Raw genomic sequence first — 13,095 nt, forward strand, 5'->3', positions numbered from 1 at the left:
CAAGTGCGACCACTCGTCGGCAGTCGCTCCAGGGCCCTAGTCAGAAAACCGCTCAAGCATCGAGTCGTATACTCGCTGCGATGAGCCACGGTCGTCAAAGGCGAAGAACTCGTCGGCACGACTGCGGTAAAGCTCGGGCAGTTCTCCCTTCGACTCAATCAGGGCGACGAGGGCATCCACGGCTTCCCCAAGACTAGAGGCAATTGGGCCGAACCCGTCACGCTCGTAAGAGAAGTAGCTCTCTCGTCCCGTGTGTGCGCCACCAAGGTACTGCTCGGCGTCCGGTTGGGCATATAGAACAGGTTTCCGTAGGTAGCCGAAGTCGAACGCGACGCTCGAGTAGTCTGTGACAAGCACGTTGCCGATCTCAAATAGGTTGGAGTAGTCATGCGGGTAGTCCAGAACCGTCACTGTGTCTGTCTCGGCGAATGCAGACGCCTCGGCTTCGTGACATGGGTGCAACGCCAGAGCGATGCGCATGCCAGACTCCTGGAGTGCTTCCGTCACGCGTCTGTGATGAATTAGGGTATCCCAAAACCTGAAGTAGAGGCTTTGATTGAAGGCAGGGAACGGCTTTCGGCGGAGCGTCTTGGTGTCGATCGGGGAAGCCAGCCACTTACGCCAAGTCGGCGCCACGACGATGACCCCTGCCGGGTTGCTGACCAGTCGGTCGAACCGTGGCATTCCTGTCAGACAAACATGTTCGTCCGTATATCCGTATGAGGGCGTAGCAATTGCTTCTCGCTCGGCCTCAGCGGAGGTCACGAACAGTTCGAAACCCTTGTCGATACGATTTAGCCAGCCGCTTACGTCGTGCAAGGTAACCCCATGCTGCAGAAAAGCAAAACGGCGAGGGCGAAGATCATTGATGATGCGCATGATCTTCGGCAGAGGATTGATAACCAATGCGTCACCAGCTGACGATGCCATCCAAGAGGAACGCACGTAGGCTCGAGCGAACTGGTCTGAATCAGGCTCGACGATGGGGCCAACCCGACGCAGATCACCGTAGGCGGCAGAGTCTCTGCTCAGGGAGAGTGCCACCCTGGGACCGTCCTGCCTCGATGCGTTCGCATACCGAAAGAGGGCCTCACCGTTGTCGCCGGCTTCAAGCTTTCTGTCCTGGATTAGCCAAGTCGGTCTGGAACCGAGTAGCCGACGGATCCGGCGATGGGTCAACCCGTAAGCCCGCAGGCGGAGCGCGCTCCACGGCGCACCCTTCAGCTTGGCCTTTGTGAAGAACGCCAGTTCACGCTTGATGGTGCCAAGTGCGCCCGGCCTCTTGATGCGCAATGCGGTTCGGGAGACCCCGAAGAACTCCCAATCCGTGTCATGGCGATAGAACCGCGTGCCGGATCCTCCGCAAAACCAAGTGAATGGGCCAGGGAGCCAAGGCACCTTACAGACGAGCTCCCCGTTGTCCTCGTCCGCGGCGAGGATGATTACTGGTTCAATTGTCTGATTGTTCTCAATTGCGGTCGTGAAGGAGAAGCTGAAGCCTGGCGGCGGAACAGGACGTCCCATGGACTGTCTCTGTGGGACCGGGTTGGGTCCATCCTGCGTCTCGTGCAAGACCCCGTTCACGACGAAGGCGGGTCGGGCGCTGGTGAAGGGGAGACCGGTGAAGTGGCCCGTGATCGTGAGCTGGTCTCCGTCCACCTCGAAGAAATGCATCCTGCATTCAACTGGTCTGTTGACCCCAGAAGGTCGAGTACCAAAAGAGTAAAAGGGCTCACCATTGGCCAAGAAGGTGGCACCCCTGCGCGGCATCGTCTGGAGAGCATCGTCCCCTGACTTGAGGCTGAGCAGGAACGCCTTCTCTTCGCGCCAGAGATTCATGTCAAGGATGACTTCTGGAGCAATGTGAGCTAGTAGATCTGAGATCCGTTTCCGGTAGGAATCAATCAGCGCCGTCTCCTGTTTGGCGGCGCCTTGATCCTTGACGCGACCCCGGAGGTCATAGCAAATCGCCGACTGAACGTAAAGGGGGACCTGGCCGTAGAGCCCGAGGGCTTCGTCCACCAGCGCGAAATGCATATGCTCAACGATGTGATCGTAGAAGCCGGAAGTCAGGCTTGCGCTGGTGACCAATGAGACGCCAGTGGGATGACGGCGGTTGTAGTAGCGGGCGTCTGCGACTACTCCGTACCGTAGCCTCCGCATGATCACGCGTGTGTTGAATACGAGATCCTCGCCGATGAAGAGTTCGGGATCGAACCTGATGCCGTACTCGTCCAGCGCTGCACGACGGATGAATGCGCCGCCGCCAGCGATATGAACCTTATTCCATTCACTCGTGCAGTCGATGACGCGAGTCGAGTCGAAGCGTTCCCCATTTCCAGGATGAGGGCCCTTCTTTGTGCCGAACATCTCCAGTGGGATCGACACAAGGTCAACTTCAGAGCCGTGCTCTTCATAGAAGTCCGCGACGAGTTCGAGAGTCCTTGTTGACAAATAGTCGTCTGCGCCGAGGAATCCAATGTACTCGCCTGCCGCGTGTTCAATGCCAACGTTCATTGCGGCACTCACGCCGCCGTTGGGTTGATGAATTGCGAGGACGACATTTGGGTCGGAGCCGGCGTACTCATCGATGATGGCTGCGGTTCTATCCGTGGAGCCGTCATTCACAAGAATTAGTTGGATGTCTTCTTGGCCGATGGTCTGGTACAGAACGGAGTCCACTGCCTCGCGCAGCCATCGGTCGGCGTTATACGCGGGGATGACAATCGTAAACGTGGGAGTCGTCGCGTCTGGAGATTGGTCCGTGATCTGCGACATTAAGACAACTTCCTAGGTTCCGTGTGGGCGCTGGCATACTATCAGAGGCACCGAGAGTGGGGGCGTTGGCTCGAGTAGCTAGAGGCTCGCCAGCCAGTGATTGACAGCTGACTGTGGGGGGAGATCTGTGGAGTTGAGGCAGATCACGTCGCAGTCACGCCACTCGAGCAGCCGTGGCAGCCGCCACCGCAACTCGGGGGAGGCCACGTCTGCGTAGAAGTGCGCCACCCTCGCCTCCGCCCCGCGTCCTGTCGCGATTGCCAGGTGGGGTGCGAGCGAGGAGGCCACAGACAGGTCGTCAGGGTGCCTGAAGGGGGAGTTGGCGGTGACGCCGAACTCCAGCGGAAGGGCCGCTTCCAGTTCCGCCGACAGGCTTCGCAACTGGGGGTGAGGGACATGCTTCAGCTTTGTCACGGCAACCCCGGGGTGACCGAGACGACGCATCATCTGCCCGGTGTTCTTGGTCGCCGCCGCGACCGGGGCGTCGTCGAAGTCCGCGGGGCCGTTCCCGACTCCCTCGGCCGATCGGAAGACGCTCATCCGACCCGCCTCGTCGTAGAACATCGACGGTGCGGCGTAGCGCGCCAGGAACACGTCGTCGTTGAGGTACAGCCATCGCTCCGCTAGGCCGGCGATGTGGTGCAGGCGCGACTCGATGGCGTGCGAGTTGAAGGTCGGCAGGGAGGCGGGGTCGGGGAAGATCTCGTCGTGTCGCACCACCTCGACGTGCGGGAACTCCGAGGGGAGCCACGCCGGGCGCTGCCCGTCGGTAACCAGGAACACCCGGCGGCGCCAGGGAGCGAAGCGCTCGACGGCGCGCAGCGCGTAGCGAAGTTCGTCGATCTGGTCGTAGCGTGCGTCGTTGACCGCAGTCGGGTGCAACCCCACCTCATCGCCTCGCCGGAGGGAGCGCCGGGCCCTCCAGGCCGGGTCCGCGCCGTCCACCCAGGTGAAGACGATGTCGATGTCCTCATCCGCGAACGTCGGCTCCGGCGCGGCCCCCGTCGTCAGGGTGACGCCGACATCGGGGCCGGCGATGAAGCGCCCGTCCTCGCCCCACACGCGGTACGCGCGCACCGGCGATGTCAGGCCGTGTGCGCGCCAACTGGCGATGGGGCGTTGCGCGACCGGGGCGTCGTCGTCGAGGCGGGCCAGATACAACGGTCGGCCGAGGCGGCCGATTGCGTCGAGGGCCGCGTCCCAGTCTTCTGCAGCGATCCGGATGGTCGGCAGTTCCCAGCCCTCACGGGTGACCTGGTGGGCGATGGCGCCCAAGGCTGAGACGCAGTCGGCGAGGGTGGCGTCCATCGCCAGGGATGCGGACTCCCAGAGATCGGCGAGCACGCTCGATCCGCGGTACTGCACCCAGAACGTGGTGTCGGTCGCGTGCCAGCGGTCGCGCCGACGTGTCCATGCGTGGCCGATGCGTTCGGCGGCGGCCTGGCCGAGTCGCTCGACGCGGTGCAGCCCAACGGCGACCGCCGAGGTGAGCACGGCTCAGCCTCCGAACGACGTGAACTCGCTCCGCGACCGTTCCATCAGTGCCGCGATCGCCAATGACTCCTCACGCAGCAGTCGGAAAGACTCGGAGGTCTCGTCGCGGATCATCGAGATGAACTCCGCGAGTTCGTAGCGCAGGCCGTCCCCGTCGAACTTGTAGAAGAACTTCCGGTTGTCGCGCGGGTCCTCGAACCTGGTCTCGAAGTACTCGGTGAGCCACCACGGGGCTGGCACGTAGACGTATCCCTGAGTGCCCGCCACCACCAGGTCGCCCTCTGCCTTGACGCCCAGGCCGACGGTCGCGGAGGCGATCGCCTGCGGATAGTCGACGTTGACGCGCGCGAAGGTGTCGACACCGTCGGTGGTGATCGCGCGGGTGGTCACGGCAGCCGGGGAGGTGCCGAGCAGTTTGACGATCGCGAGGAACGGGTAGGAGGCCAACTCCGACAGGGCGCCGGCGTCGGAGGTCTCCAGTTCGCGTCCGGAGCGGACGAGCTTGGTGAAGGTGGCGTCTACCGACCTGATCGTCCCGATGCTGCCGCCGCGGGCGATCGCGACCATCCGCTGAAATCCGGGGGAGAAGGCCGTCTTCAAGGCCTCAAGCAGGACGAGTCGGCGTTCGTCGGCCAAGGCGTACAGATTCTCAAGATCGTCGACGCGCAGCGCGATGGGCTTCTCGCACAGCACGTGCACGCCTGCCTCGAGGGCTTGGCGCGTCAGGTCCACGTGCGTCTCGTGGGGGGTGGCGATGTAGACGGCGTCGACGTGGGTCAGGAGGTCGGAGTAGCTCTCGTTGGCCCACTGCAGTTCGAACTCGTCCGCGAAATGGCGGGCCTTCTCCGGGCGGCGGGTCCACACCGCTTCGACGCTGACGCCGGACACGAACCTGGCCTCGCTGACGAAGCGTCGCGCGATGCGCCCGGCTCCAACGACACCCATCCGGATCACGCCGCCCGCCTCGCGGAGACCGGTGCTGGAGACCCCCTTGGTGCGCTCCAGGTAGACGACCTCGCAGTAGTCGCCCAGATAGTCGAACTGACCGATCCAGTCCGACCCGATCGCGAACACGTCGACGTCCAAGCGCTGGATGTCGTGGATCTTCTGGCCCTCATACTCTTCGACGGTGACCTCGTCGGCCAGACCCGAGTCGGCCACGTTGCGGATGCGCTCCACGAGCGACTCACGGACGTTGAGTTTGCCGCGGCCGTTGTCGTAGGACGAGGACGTCACCCCGACGATCAGGTAGTCGCCGAGAGCACGGGCACGCTCCAGGAGCCGTCGGTGGCCCTCATGGAACAGATCGAAGGTCCCGTACGTGATGACGCGCCTCACAGGCCCTCCTGTCGTCGGTCGTCGTCGTGAGCGACGGTCGGTCCAGCCTAGTGGGTCGCGCCGGGGTATGCAGCGAGGCCGCCCCGCGATGGGGACGGCCTCGTTTCGGCTTGTCGGATCAGGCAGCGGCGACCCTGCGGGCGCCTCCCTTGACCTCTTCCGCGACGGCGAGCACGAGGGCGGGCGAAGGGGTGGTCTTCACGCGGGGGCGGACCACGCCGTTCTCCTCCTCGATGCGACGCAGGTGACGCTTGACGGTGGAGACGGAGCAGCCCACCTTCGCGGCGATGACGCTGAGCGGCTGGTCAGGGTTGGCCGTGCGGATGCGGTGGATCTCGTAGCGGTCGAACTGGCGACCGGAGTTCACACCGGCGAAGGTGTCGAAGTCCTCCGGGTCGACCTGGACGCCGAGGCGGCCACGGATCTCCTGGCGCTGGCGCTTCGTGGTGCCTCCCACATAGCCCGCGACGTCGAACTTGGTGACGGCGTCGCTGAGGCACTGGGCGAGCATCGGGCAGCCGGCGCACATCTTCTCGGCCTGGGAACGCAGCATCTGCTGTTCGCGGCGCTCACCCCGCGAGGAGGGAGCGGCACCGTCGTCCAGCAGCGGGTGCAGGAAGACGTTCGAGTAGGTAACACATGCGGTGGTAGCTGCGGTGGTCATCTTGTCTGCCTCTTCCCTCGAAGCCCTTGGTGAGCTTCGTCCCTACTAGGGTGGCGTGAAAACCGGCTGACTAGGGGCCAGAAACGTGGGGCGACCTACCCGACTTCTCTGGGTACAAGGTGAAACCGGAATTGAGTACCTGTGCTCACCAATCCTGACAACGTTCTGGGGTAATGCTGCATGACAAGGGCATTCATCGACGATGACTCAGGTGCCTTCGGCATACTCAGTAGACAACGCTGATCTGAGTACCTTCACCCCAAGGGACTGATTTTGGGTCTTTGACGCCCGGGCACGACGCCACCGGGAGCCAACCGTCAAGCGAGGCAAAGAGCCCGCGACCGGTCAGGTCGCGGGCTCTTCCGTGGCGTCGGCCGTGGTCAGTCGGTTCCGGTGTCCATCGCGGAGCGTTCGACGGCGACGTCGACCTCGGACGGTCCGGTCGCCCCGAGTTCGGCGATCGCGCCCGCGCCGCCCGCCTCGAGGCTGCCGATCAGCTCCTGGTGGCCACTCAGCAGCGACCCCTGCTGGGCGTACAGCTCCAGCTTCTCGCGCGAGTCGGCGATGTCGAGGTTGCGCATCGTGAGCTGTCCGATCCGGTCCGTCGGGCCGAACGCGGCATCCTCAACGCGCTCCATCGACAGCTTGTGCGGCTGGTAGCTGAGGTGGGGGCCGCGGGTGTCGAGGATGGTGTAGTCGTCGCCGCGACGCAGCCGCACGTCGACGTCGCCGGTGACGGCGGAGGCGACCCAGCGGGTGATCGACTCGCGCAGCATCAGCGACTGCGGGTCCAACCAGCGGCCCTCGTACAGCAGCCGACCGAGGCGCAGGCCCTCAGAGCGGTAGTTCGCGAGCGTGTCCTCGTTGTGGATCGCGGAGAGCAGCCGCTCGTAGGCGATCCACAGCAGCGCCATGCCGGGCGCCTCGTAGATGCCGCGCGACTTGGCCTCGATGATGCGGTTCTCGATCTGGTCGCTCATGCCGAGGCCGTGGCGGCCGCCGATTGCGTTGGCCTCCATCACCAGGGCGACCGGGTCATCGAAGCGAGTGCCGTTGATCGCGACGGGGCGACCCAGCTCGAAGCGGATCGAGACATCCTCGGCGTCGATGTCGACGGAGGAGTCCCAGTACTTGACGCCCATGATCGGCTCGACCGTCTCCAAGGAGACGTTCAGGTCCTCCAGGGTCTTGGCCTCGTGCGTCGCGCCCCAGATGTTCGCGTCGGTGGAGTACGCCTTCTCCTTCGAGTCGCGGTAGGGCAGCTTGCGCTCGGTGAGCCACTGGCTCATCTCATCGCGGCCGCCCAGCTCGCGGACGAAGTCCTCGTCCAGCCAGGGCTTGTAGATGCGCAACTGGGGGTTGGCCATCAGGCCGTAGCGGTAGAACCGCTCAATGTCGTTGCCCTTGTAGGTCGAGCCGTCGCCCCAGATGAAGACGTCGTCGGCGGCCATGGCGCGCACCAGCATGGTGCCGGTGACCGCGCGCCCGATGGGGGTGGTGTTGAAGTACGCCTTGCCGGCAGAGCGGATGTGGAAGGCGCCGCACGCCAGCGCGGACAGGCCCTCCTCGACAAGCTGGGGTCGGCAGTCGACCAGCCGGGACAGCTCGGCGCCGTACTCGAGGGCGCGCCCCGGCACGGACTCGATGTCCGGCTCGTCGTACTGGCCGATGTCGGCGGTGTAGGTGCACGGCACCGCACCCGCCTCGCGCATCCAGGCCACAGCCACAGACGTATCGAGGCCCCCAGAAAAGGCGATGCCGACGCGCTCGCCGACCGGAAGTGAAGTTAGTACCTTAGCCACGGCCAACATGCTACTGCCTGGTTGCGAGCCATCACGAGCTAGTCTGGGGCCGTGACCAGAGGCGTCGTTCAGTTGAGCACGGTGCACCGCACCCGTGACAACCGCATCCACAACAAGGAATGCCGCGCACTCATCGAGGCCGGGTATGACTTGACCCTTGTCATTCGGGCAGAACACGACGAACTCACCCCTGTGCCGTTGCACGCCCTGAGGGCGCCCCGAAACAGAGCGCAGCGCCTCTCGCTGACCCAGGTGAGCGCCTGGCGGGCCCTCTCCAGGCTGCGTCCGCGGGTGGTGCACATCCACGACCCGGAACTGATCCCCTTGGCCCTTGTGTGGGCCAGGACGCACCACGCGAAGCTGATCTACGACGCGCACGAGGATGTCGTGCGGCAGGTCGAGCACAAGCAGTACCTCAGCGGCTGGCGTCGGGCCATCGCAAAGTTCTATGCCAGGGCGCTCACGCGTCTGGCCGACCGCCGAGCCGACGCCGTCGTCGCGGCCACCGAGGACGTGGCGACCGGGTTCCGGACCGCGAAGGTGACGGTCGTTCACAACTATCCGTGGCTCAGCGACTTCACGGAGCCGCCCGCGCCGGTGCCCGGGAGGCTCGTCTACACGGGCGACCTCACCGAGCAGCGCAAACTCTCCTTCATGATCGATCTCGTGGAACGGGTGCGGGAGCGGGTTCCCGAGGCGCACCTGATCCTCGCAGGCCCCATCCGACCCGAACTCGCCGACGTCGCCCGGCGCTTCGACGGCGAGGTCGTGACGCACGTCGGGCTGCTGCCACCGCGCGAGATTCCCGCGCTGATCGCGACGGCCGAGCTGGGGCTGATCCTCCTGGAACCTCTCCCCAACTACCTGACGTCGCTGCCCACCAAGCTCTTCGAGTACCAGGCGGCGGGGGTCCCCGTGGTGGCGAGCAACTTCCCTTTCTGGGTCAAAGAGTTCGGGCCCTCGGACTGCGCCGCCTTCATCGACTCGGAGGACCTCGACTCGTCAGCCGACCAGGTCGTGGCGCTGCTCAAGGACCCAGCACGACGGGCCCAACTCGCGGCCAACGGTCGGAGGTTCGTCGAGGCCGACCACAACTTCGAGTCTCAGGCGCCGTTGCTGGTTGACACCGTGAAGGCACTTCTGAGGTGACGGGGGCCACGCAGGCGATCAGGCTCGGCATCGGGCCGGCCAACTACGCCGGGCAGGCCTTCGCCTGGGCCTCCGCCGTCACCAGACACCTGGGGGTTGAGGCGGAATCCTTTACCGTGACCCGCCCGCGGCAGGGTTTCCAGTTCGACATCCATCGGCGGCTGTCCGCGCCGTCCTACTACCTTCCGATAGCCAGGCGATGGCGCACGGGCAGGTTCCTGGCCCCCTACTCCCACGTGCTGCTCGACGGCTACCGCCCGGTCCTGTACGGCGACGCGCTCACAAAGACGATCAGCGCGACTCGTCTGGTCGCGACAGTTGGCCTGATGGCGCACGGCACAGACGTCAGGGACCCGGACGAGCACATGGACCGCAACCCGTTCTCCTACTTCCGCGAGGGCGATGACGACTGGCTCGGCACCCGTCGGCGAGTCACGGCGGCGAACCGGGAGTTGGCCCTCTCGTCGGGGCTGCCGCTGTTCGTCAGCACCCCCGACATGCTCCACGACCTGCCGACCGCCACCTGGGTGCCCGTGTGCCTCGACCCCGAACCGTGGGCCAACCCAAGGCCCCCGCTCGAGCGTGAGGTGCCGACGGTGCTCTTCGTCCCGAGCCAGCGGACCCCTCCCATCAAGGGAACCCGTTACGTCGCGCCCGTCCTCGAGTCGCTGCAGCGCAGGGGGCTGATCAACTACATCGCACCCTCAGGCGTGCCGCATGAGCGGATGCGCGAGATGGTGCGCGACGCCGACATCGTCGTGGATCAACTGCTGTTCGGGTCCTACGGCGTCGCGGCCATCGAGGCCATGGCCGCTGGTCGGGTGGTCGTGGGGAACCTGTGCAACCTCGATGCCACCGTCGCGCCGGAGGTGCCGGAAATCGAATCAGCCACACCAGACGACTTCGAGGAGCGGATCCTCGCCATCCTCGACGAACGCGATGAGGCCCGTTCCCGTGCCGCGCGAAACGTGGACTTCGTGCGACGGTGGCATGATGGCCGCGTCTCCGCCGAACGGATCGCCCGGTTCCTCGGCCGGGCATCGGATGGACACTAGAGACGCGAGCCCGCAGAGGGCATTCAGGAAGGCCGCCGAGTGAAGTTGCGTTCAGTGGACCTGGAGCACCCCGAACAGGTGCCCCCCGCCCGCAAGGCGCTGTTCTCCATGCTCAGCGTCGGGTTGCAGGGCGGATCACGGTTCATCTCCAACTGGCTGATCGGCCGGATCGCAGGCCAACTGGCGCTGGGTGGCGTGGCAAGTGCAACTGCGCTGGCCTTCACGCTGAACACGCTGTGGCCCTCCAGCGCTCAGGGCGGAGCATCGAAGTTCATCGCGAGAGCCCGCGGGAAGCAGGACCCGGACGAGGTGCGCGCGGTAGCGGCACACCTCTCCCGGCGGGTGCTTCAGGTCACGGGCGCGCTCGCCGTCCTGGCGCCGCCCATCTGGGTGCTGCTGTACGGGGGGGCATGGTGGGAGGGCCTGTGTGTCAGCGCCATCCTCATCACCGTCGCAAGTTCCTCCTTCGCCCGGGGCGTGCACTTCGGATCGGGACACGTCGCGCGCAGCGCCCGGGTCGACCTGGTCGCCAGCGGCTTCGGCATCGGCTTCACGGTTCTGTTGCTGCTGCTCGGCGTGCGGAGCATCGCCCTGAGCCTTCCGCTCTCGGTCTCACTCGGCATCTACTCGTTGCTGTGCTGGCCGTGGTCCGGATCTGGTCGGCCGGACCGCGAGCTGCGCTCGGAGATCGACAAGTTCATCACCTTCTCCTCCCTCGGCTCGCTCGCAAGCGCCGGGATGCTGCAGATCTCACAGCTCATCGCCCGCTCGCTCGGCGAGGCGGCGGCAGGCGAGTACGCGCCGGCGCTGCAGTTGGTGACGCCTCTCTCGCTGATCACCAGCGCACTGATCATGGTGCTGTTCCCCGCGATGGCGGAGGCCCAGGGCTCGGGAGACCGGGACCGGATCAGGAAACAGACCGACGCCGTCACCAGGGCGTTCATGGCCATCCTGGTCCCCATCTTCGGCGCGCTGGCGATCGCATCGCGGCCCGTGATGGCGCTCGTCTGGGGCACCAGGTTCGAGGGCGCCGCGCACCTGATGCCGGTGTTTTGTCTCGCGCTCCTGCTAAACAACTTGGCCGCGCCGTCGGTGGCGTCCGTGACAAGCGGCCCACACCGCAACATGTGGTACTCGATGCTGCTCTCACAGGCGGGCCTCGTCGCAGCCATCATCGGATGGGTCGTCCTGGTGCCCCCGCTCGGCGTCCTCGGCGTTGCCGTCGGCTACGGAATCGGGGCTGCATTGACCGCCGTGTCCCTGTTCTGCGTGGCGTGGCGGATGAACTCGCAGCGCTGGTTCGGGCTGTCGATCCAGATCCTGATCGGCGTTGCGGTCATCATCGCGGCGTCGGTATGGCGGCACCTTTCACCCGTCGACTACCTGATCGACTCCCTTGTGGCGGCGGGCTTTGCGCTGGCGTGGCTGGCCGTCTTCGGCCGCCGCGTCATCGGCCTGCTGCGCTCCCGGCGCTCAGGAGGCGGCGACAAGGGCGATCCCGGCGAGGGGCACTGACCCGGACTCGATGATGGCGAGCGCCTCGCGCAGTTGAGGCCTCGTCGCGGCACCTGCCTCCACCACGAGCACGAACGCGTCCAGGCGACGCGCAACCAGTGAACCCGCGCCCGAAGCCAGGAGCGGGGCGACGGTGACCAGCGCCCAGTCCGAGCCCTGCCCGACCTCCTGCAACAGCGAACCGACCCCGTCGTTGCCTGCCAGTTCAACCGGGTTGGGGACGGGGCCCCCGGCGCTCAGGAGACGTACCCCGTCGTCGGTGCCGTTGAGGGCGGCCGCGAGGCCGACCCGCTGGCTGATCACGTCGGCGGCTCCGGGGTTCGCGTCTCCGAGTGGACGGCCACTCAGGTCGAGGTCCACGAGCGTGGTGCGGTGACTGACCGCGAGTTCGTCCGCGACGGCCCGTGCGATCCCGGCCGCAGGACCCGCGGTCGTGAGGCCTCCGAAGCCGATGGTCCGCGGTCCATGCCCGGGGGCGAGGTAGTCGACGTCGTGCGCCAGCAGTCGCGCGGCCTCGGCACGGTTCGAGCCGTCGATGACGGCGATCACCGAGTCGTCGGTCAGGTCGGCGATATCGGCCGCGACCCAGATCCGCGAATCGAGGAGGATCCGCACCACGAGGTAGGTGAGGCCGAGCAGAACGCCGACGGCGATCCCGGACGCGATCGCCATCAGGAGCCCGGGACCCTCCTCGGTCTGGGTGTCGTAGGTGACCGTCCCCATGTCGATGGACATCACGTCACCCTGGAACGGCGCCCCTGCCAGTTCCTTCTGGAAGGCGTCGATGGAGGCCTTGAGGACCTGCTCGGCCCGGGCGGGGTCTTCATCGGAGAAGGTCACCAGGGCGATGAGCGACTGGCTGCCCGACTTGACCACCAGCCGCCGCTGAAGGTCGATGAGGGGGATGGTCGGCGAGACGGACTCGCTTGCCGGGACCTGCACGCGGGGGGTGCTGAACAGTTCGATCGCCGAGGAGACCAACTGGCTCATGTTCTGCTGGGCGTTGACATCCGTCGGCATCGTGGACGTCGGCACCAGGGTGACGGTGGCCGATGCCTGCGTGGTCGACTTGCTGGTCAGAGAGACGAACAGCCCTCCGAGAAGGCCGGTCACTATCGCCACGAGAAGGGCGACGCCGATGTGACGCTTGGCAGTTCGCAGCAGAGACGCGATGGTCATGCAATCAACTCCTCGTATTCCTCGCACAGCATAGCCGCCACCACGTGGCCAACTCCGCGTCCCGTGCCGCGCGGAACCCGCTGTGTAGACTCGGCGGCAGCGGACGGGCGGAGGTGTGTGG

The 13,095-nt window shown here is 65.7% G+C and carries 9 protein-coding genes; 3 read left to right on the forward strand and 6 right to left on the reverse strand.

Features of this window, described 5'->3' with window-relative positions; translation table 11 throughout:
• Nucleotides 1–36: 36 nt before the first annotated feature.
• The 5 genes from BW730_RS15950 to argG all read right to left on the reverse strand — a co-directional run bounded on the left by BW730_RS15950 (nt 37) and on the right by argG (nt 8,085).
• The gene (locus tag BW730_RS15950) at nt 37–2,778 is read right to left on the reverse strand and encodes a bifunctional glycosyltransferase/CDP-glycerol:glycerophosphate glycerophosphotransferase (RefSeq protein ID WP_077687134.1); all 2,742 of its coding nucleotides are present in this window, start codon (nt 2,776–2,778) and stop codon (nt 37–39) included.
• Between the two features lie 78 nt (nt 2,779–2,856).
• On the reverse strand, nt 2,857–4,272 hold the full coding sequence (locus tag BW730_RS15955) for a Stealth CR1 domain-containing protein (protein ID WP_077687135.1): 1,416 nt from the start codon (nt 4,270–4,272) through the stop codon (nt 2,857–2,859).
• A 3-nt stretch (nt 4,273–4,275) separates the two neighbouring features.
• Nucleotides 4,276–5,610, reverse strand: a complete 1,335-nt coding sequence (locus BW730_RS15960; protein ID WP_077687136.1) for a Gfo/Idh/MocA family oxidoreductase — start codon at nt 5,608–5,610, stop codon at nt 4,276–4,278.
• A 118-nt stretch (nt 5,611–5,728) separates the two neighbouring features.
• Nucleotides 5,729–6,274 carry a WhiB family transcriptional regulator gene (locus BW730_RS15965; protein WP_077687137.1) on the reverse strand — a complete coding sequence of 182 codons (546 nt, stop codon included), beginning with the start codon at nt 6,272–6,274 and terminating at the stop codon, nt 5,729–5,731.
• Between the two features lie 380 nt (nt 6,275–6,654).
• The gene (argG, locus tag BW730_RS15970) at nt 6,655–8,085 is read right to left on the reverse strand and encodes an argininosuccinate synthase (protein WP_077687138.1); all 1,431 of its coding nucleotides are present in this window, start codon (nt 8,083–8,085) and stop codon (nt 6,655–6,657) included.
• A gap of 42 nt (nt 8,086–8,127) precedes the next feature.
• Here argG and BW730_RS15975 point away from each other — a divergent pair, with 42 nt between their 5' ends.
• Genes BW730_RS15975 through BW730_RS15985 form a run of 3 tightly spaced genes read left to right on the forward strand, consistent with a single transcriptional unit; the run spans nt 8,128 to nt 11,795 of the window.
• On the forward strand, nt 8,128–9,225 hold the full coding sequence (locus tag BW730_RS15975) for a glycosyltransferase family 4 protein (RefSeq protein ID WP_077687139.1): 1,098 nt from the start codon (nt 8,128–8,130) through the stop codon (nt 9,223–9,225).
• Nucleotides 9,222–10,280 carry a glycosyltransferase gene (locus BW730_RS15980; protein WP_077687140.1) on the forward strand — a complete coding sequence of 353 codons (1,059 nt, stop codon included), beginning with the start codon at nt 9,222–9,224 and terminating at the stop codon, nt 10,278–10,280. The genes BW730_RS15975 and BW730_RS15980 overlap by 4 nt, the downstream gene beginning before the upstream one ends.
• A gap of 39 nt (nt 10,281–10,319) precedes the next feature.
• The gene (locus BW730_RS15985) at nt 10,320–11,795 is read left to right on the forward strand and encodes a lipopolysaccharide biosynthesis protein (RefSeq protein WP_145952926.1); all 1,476 of its coding nucleotides are present in this window, start codon (nt 10,320–10,322) and stop codon (nt 11,793–11,795) included.
• On the opposite strand, the gene BW730_RS15990 is transcribed toward BW730_RS15985, so the two are convergent.
• Nucleotides 11,754–12,974, reverse strand: coding sequence for a hypothetical protein (locus BW730_RS15990; protein WP_077687142.1), 1,221 nt, complete (start codon nt 12,972–12,974; stop codon nt 11,754–11,756). The two genes, BW730_RS15985 and BW730_RS15990, sit on opposite strands and share 42 nt — an antisense overlap.
• Nucleotides 12,975–13,095 lie beyond the last annotated feature (121 nt).

Origin of the sequence: Tessaracoccus aquimaris (genome assembly GCF_001997345.1) — a bacterium.
GTDB classification, from domain to species: domain Bacteria; phylum Actinomycetota; class Actinomycetes; order Propionibacteriales; family Propionibacteriaceae; genus Arachnia; species Arachnia aquimaris.